This window comes from Rhodococcus sp. NPDC019050 (assembly GCF_055664235.1).
Genome location: NZ_JBVOON010000018.1, coordinates 24,849 through 42,354 on the forward strand (window position 1 = coordinate 24,849; position 17,506 = coordinate 42,354).

Genomic DNA, 17,506 nt, shown 5'->3' on the forward strand with positions numbered 1-17,506 from the left:
CCGCAGTCCGGATCAGAGCGCCGAAATCCAGGCGAGCCGGTCCGTCGAGAGCGAAAAAGTGTCCTCGTACAGCACCACGTAGGTTCCGGGCGCAGCCTCCGAGCGGGCGTCGAAGCACACGTCGCCGGTCGCGGTCCCACCCGGCGCGAGACGGCCCGACTCGAGCATCGGGCGGTCGGCACCGAACGAGGAGTCACGGATCGCGCCACCGGCGTCCTGCACGTGCCAGTCCAGGAATCCGTTGAAGTCGTTCTCCGAAGTGCCGACGTTGACGATCGTCACCTCGCTGCACAGGTGGCTGCCGAGTACGGACTCGACGACCCGGACGGGCCCGACCGTATAGGCGAGACCGTCGTGGCTGATGGTCGCGCCCGCCGGCGCGGCAGTGTCGTTGTCGAGCTTGCCGGGGAATTCCGGCCCTCGGTCGGCGACTACCTCCTCACCGTTCGGTCCCGAGATCACGGTGGCCTCGTTGTCACCGCCGACGCTGGACACGACGGCCATCGAGCAGGCCCCGAACAGCAGAACCGGCACGCCGACGACGATCCAGGGCCATACCCGGCGCTTGGCACGCGGCGGGCGTCCGTGCTGGATCCGATTCGGGTCGGGGTACGAAATCGGGTGCGTCATCACACTTCTCCTCAGTGATCGGGTCTGGAGATGCGGTGTGGACGGTGCCGCTCCTCCGGTGTGAACAGCTCACCCGACCCGACCGGTCACGCGCCTCGTCCGATCGGACGGAGCACCTCCTCCTTTCGGACCGATCGCTGCGGACCGTTCGGACCATGTGGGTGTGCCACGCGATTGCGTAGCGTGCACCGAGTGATGGTTACTTCCGCTCAGGGTCTCCGGCGTCCGGTGTGGCGCCGGCGTGCCTGGACCACCGCTGCCGTGACACTGAGCCTGTTCTGCACGTTGCTGACCCTGGGACTGTCGTCGGACTCGAAGACGGTTCCCGAATGGAACTTCGCACTCGGGTTCGTGCTCGGCCTGGTCGCAGCGTTTGCTCTGGTGTGGCGCCACTCGAGCCCCTGGACGGTGCTCGCCGTCACGCTCCTCGGACCTCTGCTGTTCTCCACCGACGCCACCGCCGCGCTCATCGCGCTCTACGCCGTCGTCAAATCGGAACGCAGCGGACGGCTCGCCGGAGCCGCCGGTGCCGTCTTCTTCGCGTGCGGTATCTCACTCACGTACGACGCGCACCGCACCCGCGACAACTCGGTACTCACGATGGGCACGATGCGCCCGGAGGACACCGCACCCAAGCCGATGTGGGAGGTCGCCTGGTGGATCCCCTGGCTGGTCGCGGCGGCGCTCGTCACGGTCGTGGTGGTGCTCGCGCTGCTCGAGCAGACCCGCTCGCAACTGACCGTCGCCGAACACGTGCGGGACCGCGCGACGGCGAAGACGGAATCGATCCACGACGAGATGATCCGTACCGAGGAACGAACCCGGATCGCCCGCGACATGCACGACACGCTCGCCGCAGGGCTGAGCCGAATCTCCCTGTTCGCGGGAGCACTGCAGGTGGGTGGGGCCGACGATCCGCAGAAGACAGCCAATACGGCCGCGATGATCCGCAGCACCGCGCACGAATCTCTCGACGAGCTCAAGAGCATCGTCGGTGTGCTTCGCGGGACGGCCGGGGCGCCGCGGGCCAGCGGACATCAGGGGATCGATGCCGTGGCCGATCTCGTCCAGTCCGCGCGCGCGGCCGGGCTGCACACCGTCTTGTTCACCGATCTCCAGCCCGGTGACGTCGGCACCGTGTCCGGCCACGTGACGTACCGGGTGGTGCAGGAAGCCCTCACCAACGTCCAGAAGTACGCGTCGGATCAGACGGTGCGCATCACCATCACCGGCGCTGCCGACCAGGGCATCCGGATCGACGTGCGCAATCGGCTCAGTTCGTTGCCTCCGACCGTGCCCATCGGTTCGCGGGCGGGCCTGACCGGTCTCGCCGAGCAGGCACATCAGATCGGGGGCACGCTCCGGGCCGGGGTGGTGGGCTCCGAGTTCGTCGTGGACTGCTGGGTGCCCTGGTCGGCCTGACAGGCGATCCTGCAAGGGACGGAGCACGCCTCGTGTCGGGGGCGGGTCCTAGGCTCGATCCGTGCCCGCTGCTGCCGAGATGATCACCGTGCTCGTCGTCGACGACGACCCCTTCGTTCGCCGTGGCGTCACCGACATCTTCGCCGCGACCGACGACATCGTGGTCGTGGCCGATGTCGACGACGGCGACAGGGTCCCCCACGCCGTCCACCGGTTCTCGCCGCACGTGGTGCTGATGGATCTGAAGATGCGCCGAGTGGGCGGCCTCGAGGCGACCCGGCAACTCATGTCGATGCCCCATCCGCCCCGCGTGATCGCCATGACGGCGATGGATGTCGACGATCTCGTGGTGCAGGCCGTCGCTGCCGGCGCGCACAGTTTCCTGAGCAAGGACGAGCCGCCGCAGACGTTCCATCAGTCGGTGCGGGCGGTCGCTGCCGGGAACACCCTGTTCAGCGCCGACTCGTTGCGCCGCATCGTGGCGCACCACCAGGTGGCAACCCCGGCGCCCGCGGTGACGGACCTCACTCGACTGTCCGAGCGGGAGCGCGACGTGCTGCGGGTGCTGGCCACCGGGGCATCCAACGCTGATATCGCGGGCCGCTTGTTCCTGAGCGAAACCACTGTCAAGACGCACCTTTCGGCGGTCTTCACCAAACTCGGAACCCGCAATCGAGTGGAGGCGGCTCTGGCCGCGTTCCGGGCCGGACTGGTCGCCTGAGTCCACCGGGGCGTCGCGTTCCCACTTCCGCCCCGACCGCATACCGTGGGGTGAGCACGTGCGCGATACCGACGGGAGCACACCACCAGCCCATGGATGTGATCAACGAATTCATCACCGGTCAGGCGGCTGCGCTGTGGGTCTACCCGCTGCTTTTCGTGGTGTGCACCGTCGACGGGTTCTTCCCGCCGGTACCGAGCGAGACGGTGCTCGTCACTCTGGCGTCGCTGTCGGGTTCGACGGGTCGGCCGTACCTCGCCGCGATCATCGTCATCGCAGCGGTCGGGGCGATCCTCGGAGACAACATCGCGTACACGATCGGACGACGGGTCGGCACGGAGCGGTTCCGCTGGATGCGCACCACCAAGGGCAAAGCCGCGTTCGCGTGGGCCCGCCGCGGGCTGGACAAACGGGGCGCGGCGGTCATTCTCACTGCGCGCTACATCCCGATCGGCCGTATCGCCGTGAACATGACGGCCGGCGCCACCCGATACCCTCGCAAGAAGTTCGTGCCGCTGACCATCCTCGGCGGCATCACCTGGGCCCTGTACTCGTCGCTGATGGGCAGGCTCGTGGGAGGTTGGTTCGAATCCCAGCCGTTGCTCGGCGCCGCCATCTCCGTCTGTGTCGCCGTCGTCCTGGGGATCGGGATCGACCATGTGCTGCAGCGGGTCAAGGGCGGCGAGGTGGACATTCCGCGCGTCTCCCCGCCGGGGAACGGCACCGCACCGGAGGCCCAGGAGGACAACCCCGGCTCCGCGCGCAACGCGTAGAGGGGTACCCGCACACGGCTGCCCGCCGAGCCGTTAAGATTCTGGCCGCGCCTCCGTAGCTCAGTTGGATAGAGCAAGAGCCTTCTAATCTCTAGGTCGCAGGTTCGATTCCTGCCGGGGGCACCAAAGGATTCACTCGCGACCTCGTCCCCGGACGAAGTTTCTTCCACGGACCGGACCGGTGCAGGCAAGCACCCGGAGGTCGAGTCCCGGGACGTGGTGTGTGACGTCGTCGCGTGATTCCTCGTCGGGTCAGGCGGTCAACGCCGGTGTCACCACCTCGGCGGGTTCGGTGACGGTCTCAGCAGGCTGGCTGTTGCCGCGGGATCGGACCAGGACGTCGAGTCCGAGATAGCGACGCCCTTCGATCCACTCGTCGTGCTGCTCGGCCAGCACCGCTCCGACGAGCCTGATGAGAAATAGTCAAATCCTGTGGATCGAGGGGGCCGTCACGCGTCGTAGTCCCAGGTTGCCGAAGTTGGCGCTCAGGACTCTTGGCGGAGCAGGAACTCGAGTGCGACGCGCTCGAACGCTTCCTTGGCTTCAACCATCACCCAGTGGCCGCAGTTCGGGAATATATGGAGCTCGGCATTGGGTGCCAATCGAAGTGGAACGAGCGGCATGTCGGGCGGGCACTGCCGGTCATCGAGCCCCCAGGTGAACAGTGTCGGGCACTGAACCTTCCGCATCATCGACCAATACGGCGGATCGTCGGAGGTCTCGAGCGCTCGCTGCTGCGCGGCAGCTGCTTCGGATCCGTACATCGCGGCAAGTGTCTTATGGGAGGCGGGATCCTTCGCGGTCTCCCACCGCTCTTCAATACGCTCTTCCGTGACGACGGCAGGGTCGTAGACCATGGCATTGAGCCAACGCACCAGGTTCTCGCGACTGGGTTCGTCGGCGAAGTCCCGCAGCAGCCGAGTGCCTTCACTGGGCTGCTGACTGAAGATGTTCGGACCGACACCGCCGATCGTGATGAGCTTCGAGACTCGGTTGGGGTGCCGCATCGCGACATGGACGCCAACGACACCGCCCATCGAATTGCCGATGATCGCAGCAGATTCGATACCGACGGCATCCATGAACCGCGTCACCGCGGCGGCGGCCGTGGCGATCGGGTGGCCGTCCACCGGATCACTGATGCCGAACCCCGGAAACTCCAGCACGTAGCAGTGGAACTGCTTCGCTAACGTGGCGAGGTTTTCCCGGTAGTTGCGCCATCCACTGACGCCGATCCCCGAGCCGTGCAGCAGCAGCAGAGGCGGACCGTCTCCAGCCTCGTGATACCGCAGCACCCCTTCACTGGTGACGACTTCCCTCTTGCTCTCCTCGTAGGAAATTTCCTCTGTCTGGGATTCGATCGTCATGGACATATAGCTCCTCTACCTCTGTTGCGACGGGGGAGTCGTCGTGGCGCACCCAAGCCCCGCGGCGCGGGCAACCTCTGGATTCGTCCTCGTCGAGGGACAAGGCGACTGTAGCAACTATCTGTCAACTATCAAGTACCTTCTTTGTGGCCTCATACGGATACTGCTCGGCTCGCGACGCCGCATGGCCAAGAGTTCATGCTTCGGGCCAGGGTTGGCCGGATGGGGACTGTCGAGGGCCGGTCCCTGGAACGTGCTGTCGGCGCAGTGGAAGAATTGGCTCGAGCCGACAGAAGGCAATATCCTGCTACATCGAAGTATGCGCAGGCAGATAGAGGAGAAGTGCTCAGTGACCAATGAGGCTGGCAACAACTCGCTATCCGAGGTGCTCGACGACCGCCTCGGTACCCACATTCGGCGAATCGCACGGCTGATCATCGATGCGAAGGCGGTAGCGCTGCGTCCACTCGATCTCACCGTGCCGCAGTATGCGACCCTCCTGTCGGTCAGGCACCTCGAGCCGACCTCTGCAGCTCAGCTCGCACGAACTGGGCAGGGCACCCCGCAAGCGACCGCCACGATGTTGTCTACTCTCGAGAGCAAGGGCCTCATCAGCCGTCGACCGTCCCCGATGCATCAGAAGCTTGTAGAGGTGCGGCTGACGACGCTTGGCGCGAAGGCCATCGAGGAGGCCGACGACCTCGCTGCAGACATCGAGGCCAAGCTGCGCGCCAGCATCGGCGAAGACCTGTTCGACAGCGTCCTCAGAATCGAACAGATTGCGAAGGACCTACTTCAGTAGCTCCTCGTGATAGCTCCCTCAGTGCACATAGGATGGATATTGCTGAGATGCAGCATCTCGCGAAAGCGCGAGGCTAATCGTCCTGCTCACCAGCGCCGCCGGCGCGGTCTGCTGGTGGGTTCGCTACCGGCGTCGACTTCGCCGACTCGACCGTGAAGTCCTGCGGGTTGAGGGTCGTCAGGCGACCTCGGACACCGGTGTATCCGGGGACGGTTCGGGGGTGATGTCGACGGGCCGTTCGAGGAGCTTGCCCTTGTGGAACAGTGCGCCGGCGCGCACCAACGCGACCAGGTGCGGGGCGTTGACCGCCCGCCACCGGGACTGAGCGGCCTCGATCAGCTTGAAGGCCATCGCCATCCCCGCCGCCCGCGACCCCGGACCCTTCGTGACCTTGGTCCGCAAACGCACTGTCGCAAAAGTACTTTCGATCGGGTTCGTGGTGCGCAGGTGCACCCAATGCTCGGCCGGGTAACGGAAGTACTCAAGCAGCACGTCGGCGTCGTCGGCGATCTTCGCGACCGCCTTCGGGTACTTGCCGCCGTAGTCCCGTTCGAACGCGGCGATCGCGAGCTGCGCCTTGTCGATGTCTTCGGCGTTGTAGATCTCCTTCATCCCCGCCAGCGCACCCGGATGTGCCGACTTCGGGAGCGCAGCAAGCACATTCGCCTGTTTGTGGAGCCAGCAGCGCTGCTCCCGGGTCTCGGGGAACACCTCCCGCAGTGCCCGCCAGAACCCCAACGCACCGTCACCGACCGCGAGCGCCGGGGCCCGCATCCCACGCCGGCGGCAGTCCCGCAGCAGGTCCGCCCACGATTCGGTCGACTCGCGGTATCCGTCGGTGATAGCGACGAGCTCCTTGCGGCCGTCGGCGCGCACCCCGAGCATCACCAGCAGGCAGAGCTTCTCTTGCTCGAGCCGGACCTTCAGGTGGATGCCGTCGACCCACAGGTAGACGTAGTCGACCTGGGATAGATCCCGCTCGGCGAAAGCCTTCGCCTCGTCCTGCCATTGCGCGGTGAGTCGGGTGATCGAGGAGGCCGACAGTCCGGCGCCGGTGCCGAGGAACTGCTCCAAGGCCGGGCCGAAGTCGCTGGTCGAGAGCCCATGCAGATACAGCAGCGGCAGCACCTCGGACACCTGCGAGGACTTGCGGGCCCACGCCGGCAGAATCGCCGACGAGAAGCGTTTGCGCTCGCCGGTGTCCGCGTCGGTGCGCTTGTCGTTGATGCGCGGCGCCTTCACCGAGACTGCTCCGGCGGCGGTGATCACCTCGCGTTCGGCGTGGTAGCCGTTACGGACAACCAGTCGGTGCCCGTTCTCGTCGACCTCACCGGCATGCCGAGCGATGTAGTCGGCGACCTCCGCCTGCAGGGCCGCGGCCAGCATCTTCCGGGCGCCGTCGCGGACGATCTCGTCGAGCAGTGACCGTCCCGCACCGCCCGCGGTGCCGGCCTCGGTGGAGTCGTCGTCGTTGTTGTCCACTACCGTGAGCACGGGCGTGCCTTCCCGCCAGCGCGCCAACGCTGGTCTTGATCAGAATTGGGTTCCTTGCAGATCATCTTGCGGGAAGGTGCGTCCTCCCGGGATCCACAGGTTCTGATCATTTCTCGAGCCTGATCAACGCGGTCCGATCGGGAATGATCCCGACAACATCGGTGCGGCGGCGGATCTCTTTGTTCAGCCGCTCCTGCGGGTTGTTGGACCAGATCTGCCGCCAGATCTGCTTCGGGAACGCAGTGAATGCCAGCAGATCCGCTCGCGCTGCGGCGAGATGCCCGGCCACCTTCGGCAGCTTCGACTCGAGCGCGTCGATCACCCGATCGTATTGCGCGTGCACCGAATCGGCGTCGGGTTGGTCGTAGACCGAATGCAGCAATGTCTTCACCCAAGGCCACGATGCCTTCGGGGTCACCGCCATGAGATTGGTCGAATAGTGCGTCCGGCATCTCTGCCAGGACGCGCCCGGCAGAGTGCCGCCGACCGCGGATACCGGGCCGGCACGCGCATCGAAGGTCACCAACTGCACCCCGGACAGGCCCCGGGCGACCAGTCCGCGGAAAAAGCTCAGCCAGCCGGCGCCGTCCTCGGCGGAGGTGACATCGACAGGTCGCGCAGCAGGTCGGGGCTGGCACCGGTGAGTCGGTCTTCGCCAAGGCGACGTAGGTCGATATCGTGGGCAGTCATCGCGTGGTCCTGTCTCGAGTGACTTTGGTCGGTCTCTTCGAGAATCACGAGGTGGCCGTCTTTCGTCCGGTTACGACACGCCCACAAACTCATTCGGCTGCGGCTCGCACACCATCTTCATGGACGCAACCCACCCGGACACGTCTTCCCGAGATGCCCAATGCGTCCGATCCTCGGGTGGGAACACATCGACTCCGATACCGTTGATTCCACTTACTCCGCATCGGACACCGATGGGCTCGTGAGAGTTTTCGTCCCACGCGCGCGTCGACCCGAGCCGAGTTGAACGGGTGTCTCCTCGACTTCGTCACGACATCGGGGTGGACCGCGAGAGTTCGGAGGTAGTCATATGTGCACAGCCGCCAACTACGTCGCCGAGGATCACTACTTCGGCCGCAACCTCGACCTTGAATACTCCTACCACGAAGCGGTCACCGTCACGCCGCGAAACTTCCCGTTCGAGTTCCGGAACGTGCCCGCGCAGAATACGCACCACGCCCTGATCGGGATGGCGACGGTCGCCGACGACTATCCGCTGTATTACGACGCGACCAACGAAAAGGGTTTGAGCATGGCGGGACTGAATTTTCCCGGCAATTCCGACTACAAGCCCGTCTCCGAGGACGGGACAAATATCGCCTCCTTCGAATTCATCCCGTGGGTCCTCGGGCAGTTCGAGACCGTCGCCGAGGTGCGAGATGCACTGGCCGATGTGCGAATCGTGGACACCGCGTTCAGCGCCGAGTTTCCGCCGTCGCCGCTGCACTGGATCATCTCCGACCGAACCGAGTCCATCTCGGTGGAGTCCGTTGCCGAAGGCCTGAAGGTGCACGACAATCCGATCCAGGTCCTCACCAACAATCCGACCTTCGATATCCAGTTGTTCAACATCAACAACTATATGAATTTGTCGATCGACCCGCCGGAACCGCATTTCTCGAAGGAAATAGATTTCGACGTGTACAGCCGCGGACTCGGAGCCGTCGGATTGCCGGGCGACCTGTCCTCGATGTCGCGCTTCGTCAAAGCTGCATTCACGAAGGTGAATTCAGTGTCCGGCCAGTCGGAATCCGAGGCGATCAGCCAGTTCTTCCACATCCTGGGTTCCGTGGAACAGCAGCGGGGATGCGTCCGTCTCGGGGACAAGTACGAGATCACCATCTACTCGTCGTGCTGCAATACCGACAAAGGCGTCTACTACTACCGGACGTACGAGAACAGCCAGATCACCGGCGTGGACATGCACAAGGAAGAGCTGGAAGGAACCGACCTGGCGTCGTACCCGTTGGTGACGGAGCAGCAGATCCTCATGAAGAACTGACTCCGTACGGCGGCCCGGTACGTCCGACGTGCCGGGTGGCTGTGGAGGACGGCCCATGGGCCCCTGACTACACCCCGTTGTCGACCGCAGCCCGGCCGACTGCACCCCGCTGTCGACTGCCCTCCGCCCCGGCGTCCCGGACCCGGTCGTGGCGTGCCGGTACGCACCCGAGCACGGTGGTCGTGCTCGGCACTGCGCCGCGGTCCGCACCGGGATCGCGCTCGGCGGGCGAGGGTGGGATGCGCACCCTCTACCCCACTGCCTGCGATTTTCCGGCCGAGAAGGCTCCCAACACCCTGTGTTTTCGCTCCCACCGCGGCCCGGGCTAACAGCGCTCCCCTGTTACGTCCTATAGTTCTGGTGGTAAATGCCGTGTTACAGAATCCTCACAGTCAGGTAGGTAGCGTGTCGACTTCGGACCGCATCGCAGAGATTTACGAGCAGGTCAAGGCCCGGAACGCGGGCGAGCCTGAATTCCATCAGGCTGCGGCCGAAGTGTTCGAGTCCCTGCATGTCGTGCTCGAGCGCCACCCCGGCTACTTCGAATCCGGCCTCATCGAGCGCCTGTGCGAGCCCGAACGTCAGATCATCTTCCGTGTGCCGTGGATCGACGACCACGGTCAGGTGCACGTCAACCGCGGGTTCCGCGTGCAGTACAGCAGCGTGCTCGGCCCCTACAAGGGCGGCCTGCGTTTCCATCCCAGCGTGAACCTCGGCATCGTCAAGTTCCTGGGGTTCGAGCAGATCTTCAAGAATGCGCTCACCGGCCTTCCCATCGGCGGCGGCAAGGGCGGTTCGGACTTCGACCCCAAAGGTCGCTCCGAGCAGGAGATCATGCGCTTCTGCCAGTCCTTCATGACCGAACTGCATCGCCACATCGGTGAGTACACCGACGTCCCGGCCGGCGACATCGGAGTCGGCGGCCGCGAGATCGGCTACCTGTTCGGCCAGTACAAGCGCCTCACGAACTCGTACGAGTCGGGCGTGCTGACGGGCAAGGGCATCACCTGGGGCGGTTCGCAGGTGCGCCGGGAGGCCACCGGTTACGGTGCCGCGTACTTTGTCGCCGAGATGGCCAAGCACGCGGGCAGCTCCGTCGAAGGCCGCACCGCAGTCGTGTCCGGCTCCGGAAACGTCGCGATCTATGCAATCGAGAAGATCCACCAGCTCGGCGGCACCGTGGTCGCGTGCTCCGACTCCTCGGGCTACATCCACGATCCCAAGGGCATCGACGTCGAACTGCTCAAGGAGATCAAGGAAGTCCGGCGCGGACGCATCTCCGAGTACGTCGACGAGCGCGGCGACGCCGACTTCTACCCCGGTGGAAACATCTGGAACGTCCCCTGCGACATCGCGCTCCCCTCTGCCACGCAGAACGAATTGGACGAGGAATCCGCGAAGACCCTCGTCAAGAACGGCGTCAAGGTCGTCGCCGAGGGCGCCAACATGCCGACCACCCCCGGCGGCATCGCGGTGTTCCGCGACGCCGGTGTCGGCTTCGCCCCGGGCAAGGCTGCCAACGCCGGTGGCGTCGCCACCTCCGCGCTGGAGATGCAGCAGAACGCCTCGCGCGACTCGTGGCACTTCGACTACACCGACGAGCGCCTCGCCCGCATCATGCGCGACATCCACACCCGGTGTGTCGAGACGGCGGCCGACTACGGCAAGCCGGGCGACTACATCCACGGCGCCAACATCGCGGGCTTCGTGAAGGTCGCGGACGCGATGTTCGCACTCGGCGTCATCTGACGTTTCTCCACACCGACGACGAACGGCGGGCCCCGGATTTCCGGGGCCCGCCGTTCGTGGCTGACTATTCTGCTGTGTGGATTTCCGGCCGGGTGCGCAGCGCGCTACTCCGTCGTCGAGACCGTCGGGCTGCCCTCGGCAGCCCCGCGCTCCTCGTCGCTGCGCGCCTTGCGGGCAGCTTCGCGCATCTCGATTCCATCGGTGATCCACCCGCCGACCTCGCGGGTGACGTCACGGACAGCTCCGGTGATGATTCCCGCAATGGCGCCGACGCGTGTCGCCGCCGATTCGGTCATCTCCTGGATGGTGTCCTTGTTGCGTTCGAACTTTCCGACCATGGCAGTCCCCCTCAGACGTTCTCCCGTGCGAGGGTACCCGGAGCATCGTCGGCCTGCTCGTGGGGCGAACGCTCGAGAAGCACCGAGATGTCCGGGGTCTGCGACACCCAGTTCGGCGGCAGCGCGAACGTGAAGATCTTCTTCCACACCGAACCGACCTGAGCGGTGAGTCCCCGGCTGTTATAGGGCAGCCCGTACTCCTCACACAGCTCGCGGACGCGCGGTGCGAGCTCCGGATAGCGATGCGCCGGAAGGTCTGGGAACAGGTGGTGCTCGATCTGGTGCGACAGGTTGCCCGACATGATGTGGAACAGCGGTGAGCCGGAGATGTTCGCGCTGCCGAGCAGCTGCCGGACATACCACTCGCCCCGCGTCTCCTCGGCGGTCTCGTCCTCGCTGAACGACTGCACGCCCGACGGGAAGTGCCCGCAGAAGATGATCGAATAGGCCCAGACGTTTCGGATCACGTTCGCGGTCGCATTGCCGACCAGAGTGGGCACGAACAATGGGCCGGTGAGCAGCGGGAATGCCACATAGTCCTTGACGACCTGGCGACGCACCTTCCGCCACCAGCCCTTCGCAAGCGGCAGGACGTCCTGCCACGACCGGGTGCCGGCGACGATGTTCTCCGCCTCCGCGTCGTGCATCATCACTCCCCACTCGAACAGCAGCATCAGTGCGGCCGCGTAGACGGGGTTGCCGAGGTAGTACGGGTGCCATTTCTGGTTGGGGTCCATCCGCAGGATCCCGTACCCGATGTCACGGTCCTTGCCGACGATGTTCGTGAACGTGTGGTGCATGTAGTTGTGGGAGTGCCGCCATTGGTCCGAGGGGCAGACGGTGTCCCACTCGAACGTGCGCGAGTTCAGCGACGGCTCCCGCATCCAGTCGTACTGGCCGTGCATCACGTTGTGCCCGATCTCCATGTTGTCGAGGATCTTCGACACGCTCAGCGCCGCGACCCCCGCAACCCAAGCGGGCGGGAAGAAGCCGAGGAACATCAGGCCGCGGCCGGTGACCTCGAATCCGCGCTGCGCCTTGATGATGCGATAGATGTATTCGCGATCCTCGTCACCGAGCGACGCCACGGTCTGCTCGCGCAGCGCGTCGAGTTCTCGTCCCAGTTCGTCGATGTGCTCGCGGGTGAGCACCAGCGGTTCGGTCTCGGCGGGCGTGGATGAGCCGGAGAGAAACGGGATAAAGGGAATGGTGGGCAGGGACAGTCCGAACATGGTGTCCTCCAGTGGTATTCAGGAATCGTAGATGCTGTGGAGTCGTGGGTCAGAGATCGACGGCGACGTCGCCGACCGGCGCGTTGATACAGATCTGAATCCGGGTTCCGGGTTCCGCATCGAGTTCACCGGTCCGCACATCTCGCGTGCATCCGGAAATCCGGACAGCGGTACACGAATGGCAGATTCCCATCCGGCATCCGTGCTCCGGTGTGAGACCGGCGCTCTCCGCGTGCTCGAGAATTGTGACACCGGTGTTGTCGGCGGCGACACCCGACGAGGCGAAGGAGATCACCCCTGTGGCGTCGTCCGGATCGACGGTGTACGTGGGCGGGGTGAATTCCTCGACGTGCACAAGGTTTTCCGCACCGTTGCTGGCGTAGACGTCCCTGACCCGGGAGATGAGCCCGGCCGGTCCGCAGACGTACGCCGGCGTATCGGCGAACCAGGGGGCGACAGCCCGGAGGTGCGCCGGGTCGAACCGTCCTTCGAGAGCACCGCCACCGGACCGGGTGTAGGCGAGGATCACTTCGATGTTGGGCAGCGCGCCGAGCGCGTCCAGGTCCTCTCGCCGCGGTACGTGAGCCGGCGTCCGGGCGTAGTACAGGAATGTCACGCCGCCGGTGTGCCCCTCCGCGACGAGTCCCTCGAGCATCGACAGCACCGGGGTGATCCCCGAACCGCCGCCGATGAGGATCAGTCGCTCGGACCGCGGTTCCGGAAGCACGAACTCGCCCGCCGGTTCGCCGAGTTCGACGACGAGCCCCGGCTGTGCGTGCTCGTGCAGGAAGCGGGAGACGACCCCGTCCGGGTGGAGTCCGACGGTGAACACGATCGGCCCACTCCCGTCGCGCGCCGTGCCGGGCGCGTACGCCGGCGAATAGGTGCGGGTGTGCCGCACTCCGTCGACCGTGATCGACAGGGGAATGTGATTGCCCGGTTCGAACGGGACGGGACGCGCCGGGGTGACGGTGAAGGTCACCGAGCCCGTCGCGGTTCGGTCCACGTGTGTAACCCGGGCCCGGGTGACGGCAGTTGCGAGAAGGGGATCGACCAGTTCGAGATAGCGGTCGGGGTGGTGGGGGCTCGAGAGGGTCCCCAAGGCGCCGACGAGCACTTTTCGTGCGAGCATCCGCGCGTTGTCGATCTGGGGGAGGTGGCGCGCAATCATAGGTGCCTGCCTTCCGAAGGGATCGGATTCCAGTGCACATCCGTGCACTGAACCAAGTGTGGCAGGTCGCTCCTCCCCTGTGTCAACCAATTTGTGACCGCGGTTACACCCGATGCCCGCTCCAGCCGCCCCGCCGCCTACACTCGACACGTGTCCGCAGCACCCGCCCCGTCGTCGACGACCCGAGCACAACGCAAAGAGCGCACCCGCCAGGCGCTTCTCGATGCGGCGCTCGAACTGTCCTCCGACCGGGGACTGGCCGGAGTGAGCCTGCGCGAGGTCGCACGACAGGCGGGGATCGTGCCGACCGCGTTCTACCGGCACTTCGCGTCCATGGAGGAACTCGGCGTCACCCTCACCGCCGATACGATGCGCGTACTGCGACGCCTGCTGCGCGACGCCCGCCGCTCCCCCGGTCCCGCGACGGCTCGCGAGTCGCTCCGCATCCTGGTGCGCGAAGTGCGGGAGCACGAACCCGCCTTCCGCTTCATTGCGCGCGAGCGTCACGGCGGCCAACCGGAAGTCGCGCGGACCGTCACGACCGAACTGCGCCTGCTCGCCGGCGAACTGGCCGCCGACCTTGCCCGCACACCCGGGCTCGAACGATGGCCGTTCGACGACCTCGAGATGGCGGCCGACCTGCTGGTCACCGCGATGCTCGACGTCGTGCTGGAACTGCTGTCGGTGCCACGGCCCGGCAGCCCCGAGGAAGCAGAAGTGATCACCCGCGCGGAGAAACAGATGCGGCTGATTCTGCTCGGCATGGCCACCTGGAAGCCGACGCACGACTGACACGATCTCCGTACGGTGGACGTCATGAGCGGAAACGCCGAAACGACACTGGGCGATCTGACCTTCGATGTCCGCGTGGCGGGCCCGGCCGACGGCCCACCGGTCGTGCTGCTGCACGGATTTCCCGAAACCGCCCGGAGTTGGACGTCCGTGGCACGCCTGCTCGTGCGCGACGGATTCCGGGTGATCGCACCCGATCAGCGCGGCTACTCTCCCGGAGCACGGCCCGAGGGTGTCCAGCACTACCAACTACCCGCCCTCGCCGGGGACGTCGTCGGACTGCTCGACGATTTCGGGATCGAGCAGGCACACCTGGTGGGACACGACTGGGGCGCTGCGGTGGCCTGGCAGACCGCGGCGCACCACCCCGACCGCGTCTCCACCCTCACCGGGTTCTCGATGCCCCATCCGGCGGCGTACGGCTGGGCACTCCACGAGGACGACGACCAGCGCGAGCGCTCGTCGTACATCCGGCTGCTGCGCATGGAGGGCAAGGCCGAATCCGTGCTGCTCGAAGACGATGCCCGGCGGCTGCGGGCGATGTTCGATCCGAGCGTCGACCCCGAGTCGATCGACGACTACGTTCGGACCCTGTCCCGTCCGGGCGCACTCACCGCCGCCCTGAACTGGTATCGCGCCATGACACGCGACCTGGAGTCGACTTCCGCGGCGCAGGTACCCACCACGTTCGTCTGGAGCACCGGCGACTCCGCGATCGGATCCGCCGCCGCGGAACGGTGTGGCGACTTCGTGGACGCGGATTACGAGTTCGTCGTCCTCCCCGATGTCTCGCACTGGATTCCGGAACAGGCCCCCGATGCCGCCGCAGAGGCCATCCGGCGGCGTGCAACCGCCGCTCCCGGGAGTTGAGCGCCCGACCGGACCCCTCAGCCGAACCGATCAGCGATAGTTGGGGTTGTTGAACTCCGGGATCTCGATGCTGATGGGCCGCAATTCGGACATGTAGAGCAGCACGAACTGGCGCAGCAACTCGTCGAACGTCCAATATACCTCCGGTGCGAGGGGCAGCGGGAGAAGCCCTTCGCGCACCGCGACGAACGGCCCCCACGCGACGTCGAGGAGGGTGCCCCACACCGGTTCACGGGGAATGCGGAGCCACTCGGCGATTTCGTCACCGAGCATGAAACGCGTGAGAGCACCCAGAATCGGCCGGCTGAGCAGCGTGAAGTCGAGACCCGCACCGAGGTCCAGAAGGATGTCGGCGAGCTTGATGCCCTCGGGCGTCGGAGCGAGAATCGGATCGAGCACTTCCACGGCCTGGCTCTCGGCCTGATCCCACGTGGCCGGGATGTACTGGTCTTCGACCCCGAGCATGTGCGCGCTGATCTGCCACGAGTGCAGGAATCCCTCCGATTCGGCCGCGTCGATCGGCACCTTCCACGCCTTCAATGTCCGCATCACGGTGGTGGGCAGGCTGTGCCAGGTCACCATCAGGTCGTGCTGACTGATGGGGACGTCCTCCGGCGCGGCGTGCTCCCAGTGCGGGGACTGCGGAAGCAGATGACGCACCGCCGCGTGGACGAGCCTGGTCTTGACGGCTGTCACGGTCATCTCGCCGTCGGGCTGGTAGGCGTTCCGGGAACCGATGTCGTAGCCCAGCTTTGCCGTTTTGGAGATGCGGCGCTTCATGTTCGCGCCGCCTTTGGAGTAGTAGACCGCCAGCGCTTCCTTGGGGATGACCGTGCTCATCATGCCGCTCGCGAAGCCGTAGAGAACTCCCAGGTAGAGTCCACGTTTCTCGTTGAAGCGCACCGCCGTCTGCAATTTGGCCGGATCGGCCCAGTCGGGTAGCTGCCGCGCCTTTTCCATGAAGTCGCGAAGGTCTGCCGGAAGGCCGTCGGGCAGCGGCTGACCGTTCTTCGTCCAGGTCCTGAGCAGTTCGTTGACCCGCGGCACATCGCCCCGGTCGAGCAACGACGCCACCAGCTGATCCGCCTCGGCGTCCCACACCGTCCTCGGATCGGCACCGCTTCCCGTGCCGGGTATGGACCCGGCCGGCGACCACTTCCACGGCCGCGCCTGCGCGGGCGCTGCAAGCGCGAACGCTCCCAGCGCGCCCAGCGCTCCCCCCAGTTCCAGCACCCTCCGTCTGCTGAGTTCTTCCATCGATATCCTCCGCCACCATGGGATGATGCAATGAAACAAATATTGTGTCTCTGTATCATCAGAGCACACTCTCGCTGCTCGGGCGGCGTTTTCCCGCGCTTCCCGTCACGTGTGTGACACGTGACGAGAGCAGTGCGGCACAGGGGCACGCAGTAGACTCGGCATCCCAGGAGGACACGTGGACCAAGCGCCGCTCGTCAGCAGTACGACGCCGGAATCGGCGTCGCTGCTCGATCGCGCCTATCACGACGCGATCGAGCAACCCGGTGACGACGACCGCACCCGGACCCGCCTCCTCGACGCCGCATACGAGCAGTTCTGCCGGCTCGGGATCCAGCGCTCCTCGATGGAGGACATCGCGCGACGCGCCCAGTTGTCACGGATCACGCTGTACCGGAAGTTCGAGTCGAAAGACGCCCTGGTCGATCAGGTCGTCCTTCGCGAGATCCGCCGCTATTTCACGCAGTTCCTCGACGACATCGCCCGCGCCGACACCGTGGCGGACCGCGTCGTGGCCGGATTCGTCAGTTCCCTCCGCACCGTGCGGACCAATCCCCTGATCGGCGGTCTCCTCGACGCGGAACCCACGGTGCTCGCCGGTTCCGTGGTGGGCAACGGCGAGGAGATGCTCGCCACCGTGCGAGCATTCGTCGCGGGTCAGCTCCGGCGCGAGCAGCAGGCCGGCAACGTGTCACATGACCTGGAGACCGACCTGGTCGCCGAGATGATGGTGCGGGTCTCCGCGTCGTTCCTCACGTTCCCGAGCCGTCTCGTCGACCTCGACGACGACACCCAACTCGCCGCGATCGCACGACGATTCCTCGTGCCGATGCTCGACCCACACCGCTAGGCCGCACCGATCGGGTGCGGGTTTTCG

At 65.7% G+C, this 17,506-nt stretch carries 16 protein-coding genes, 1 tRNA gene and 2 pseudogenes; 10 read left to right on the forward strand and 9 right to left on the reverse strand.

Annotated elements, in window-relative coordinates; translation table 11 throughout:
- Positions 1-12: 12 nt before the first annotated feature.
- On the reverse strand, positions 13-630 hold the full coding sequence (locus AC0B44_RS17485; RefSeq protein WP_471904087.1) for a DUF4352 domain-containing protein: 618 nt from the start codon (positions 628-630) through the stop codon (positions 13-15).
- A gap of 195 nt (positions 631-825) precedes the next feature.
- On the opposite strand from AC0B44_RS17485, the gene AC0B44_RS17490 reads away from it, so the two are divergent.
- From AC0B44_RS17490 to AC0B44_RS17505, 4 genes are all read left to right on the forward strand, one after another.
- On the forward strand, positions 826-2,052 hold the full coding sequence (locus AC0B44_RS17490; RefSeq protein WP_471904146.1) for a sensor histidine kinase: 1,227 nt from the start codon (positions 826-828) through the stop codon (positions 2,050-2,052).
- Positions 2,053-2,131: 79 nt separating this feature from the next.
- Positions 2,132-2,773, forward strand: a complete 642-nt coding sequence (locus AC0B44_RS17495) for a response regulator (protein WP_471904147.1) — start codon at positions 2,132-2,134, stop codon at positions 2,771-2,773.
- A 92-nt stretch (positions 2,774-2,865) separates the two neighbouring features.
- Positions 2,866-3,546, forward strand: coding sequence for a DedA family protein (locus tag AC0B44_RS17500; protein WP_471904088.1), 681 nt, complete (start codon positions 2,866-2,868; stop codon positions 3,544-3,546).
- Between the two features lie 49 nt (positions 3,547-3,595).
- Positions 3,596-3,672, forward strand: a tRNA-Arg gene (locus AC0B44_RS17505).
- A 126-nt stretch (positions 3,673-3,798) separates the two neighbouring features.
- On the opposite strand, the pseudogene AC0B44_RS17510 reads toward AC0B44_RS17505, so the two are convergent.
- Positions 3,799-3,963: pseudogene (locus AC0B44_RS17510) on the reverse strand (IS256 family transposase); the annotation flags it as partial.
- 68 nt (positions 3,964-4,031) lie between these two features.
- Complete coding sequence (locus AC0B44_RS17515; RefSeq protein WP_471904089.1) at positions 4,032-4,919, reverse strand: alpha/beta fold hydrolase; 888 nt, start codon at positions 4,917-4,919, stop codon at positions 4,032-4,034.
- A gap of 178 nt (positions 4,920-5,097) precedes the next feature.
- Here AC0B44_RS17515 and AC0B44_RS17520 point away from each other — a divergent pair, with 178 nt between their 5' ends.
- Entirely contained in the window at positions 5,098-5,715 is a 618-nt protein-coding gene (locus tag AC0B44_RS17520) for a MarR family winged helix-turn-helix transcriptional regulator (protein WP_471904090.1), read from the forward strand.
- Positions 5,716-5,892: 177 nt separating this feature from the next.
- On the opposite strand, the gene AC0B44_RS17525 is transcribed toward AC0B44_RS17520, so the two are convergent.
- A complete protein-coding gene (locus AC0B44_RS17525; protein WP_471904091.1) occupies positions 5,893-7,209 on the reverse strand; it encodes an IS256 family transposase in 1,317 nt (438 codons plus the stop codon).
- A gap of 115 nt (positions 7,210-7,324) precedes the next feature.
- Positions 7,325-7,819: pseudogene (locus tag AC0B44_RS17530) on the reverse strand (transposase); the annotation flags it as partial.
- Between the two features lie 429 nt (positions 7,820-8,248).
- Between AC0B44_RS17530 and bsh the strand changes: the two are divergent.
- Together bsh and gdhA are read left to right on the forward strand one after the other, a co-directional pair.
- Entirely contained in the window at positions 8,249-9,220 is a 972-nt protein-coding gene (gene bsh / locus AC0B44_RS17535) for a choloylglycine hydrolase (RefSeq protein WP_471904092.1), read from the forward strand.
- Between the two features lie 405 nt (positions 9,221-9,625).
- Positions 9,626-10,969 carry an NADP-specific glutamate dehydrogenase gene (gdhA, locus tag AC0B44_RS17540; protein WP_471904093.1) on the forward strand — a complete coding sequence of 448 codons (1,344 nt, stop codon included), beginning with the start codon at positions 9,626-9,628 and terminating at the stop codon, positions 10,967-10,969.
- A 104-nt stretch (positions 10,970-11,073) separates the two neighbouring features.
- Here gdhA and AC0B44_RS17545 read toward each other — a convergent pair whose 3' ends face one another.
- From AC0B44_RS17545 to AC0B44_RS17555, 3 genes are read right to left on the reverse strand one after another with little or no spacing between them, the layout of a single operon-like run.
- Positions 11,074-11,307, reverse strand: a complete 234-nt coding sequence (locus AC0B44_RS17545) for a hypothetical protein (protein WP_471904094.1) — start codon at positions 11,305-11,307, stop codon at positions 11,074-11,076.
- A gap of 11 nt (positions 11,308-11,318) precedes the next feature.
- Entirely contained in the window at positions 11,319-12,539 is a 1,221-nt protein-coding gene (locus AC0B44_RS17550) for a fatty acid desaturase family protein (RefSeq protein WP_471904095.1), read from the reverse strand.
- 49 nt (positions 12,540-12,588) lie between these two features.
- Positions 12,589-13,710, reverse strand: a complete 1,122-nt coding sequence (locus AC0B44_RS17555) for a ferredoxin reductase (protein WP_471904096.1) — start codon at positions 13,708-13,710, stop codon at positions 12,589-12,591.
- Between the two features lie 150 nt (positions 13,711-13,860).
- Here AC0B44_RS17555 and AC0B44_RS17560 point away from each other — a divergent pair, with 150 nt between their 5' ends.
- Together AC0B44_RS17560 and AC0B44_RS17565 are read left to right on the forward strand one after the other, a co-directional pair.
- Positions 13,861-14,502: a TetR family transcriptional regulator gene (locus tag AC0B44_RS17560; RefSeq protein WP_471904097.1), complete on the forward strand. Its 642-nt coding sequence runs from the start codon at positions 13,861-13,863 to the stop codon at positions 14,500-14,502.
- 24 nt (positions 14,503-14,526) lie between these two features.
- Complete coding sequence (locus AC0B44_RS17565; RefSeq protein WP_471904098.1) at positions 14,527-15,372, forward strand: alpha/beta fold hydrolase; 846 nt, start codon at positions 14,527-14,529, stop codon at positions 15,370-15,372.
- Positions 15,373-15,402: 30 nt separating this feature from the next.
- Here AC0B44_RS17565 and AC0B44_RS17570 read toward each other — a convergent pair whose 3' ends face one another.
- Complete coding sequence (locus AC0B44_RS17570) at positions 15,403-16,629, reverse strand: oxygenase MpaB family protein (RefSeq protein ID WP_471904099.1); 1,227 nt, start codon at positions 16,627-16,629, stop codon at positions 15,403-15,405.
- A gap of 178 nt (positions 16,630-16,807) precedes the next feature.
- Here AC0B44_RS17570 and AC0B44_RS17575 point away from each other — a divergent pair, with 178 nt between their 5' ends.
- The gene (locus AC0B44_RS17575; RefSeq protein ID WP_471904100.1) at positions 16,808-17,479 is read left to right on the forward strand and encodes a TetR/AcrR family transcriptional regulator; all 672 of its coding nucleotides are present in this window, start codon (positions 16,808-16,810) and stop codon (positions 17,477-17,479) included.
- Positions 17,480-17,506: the final 27 nt, after the last annotated feature.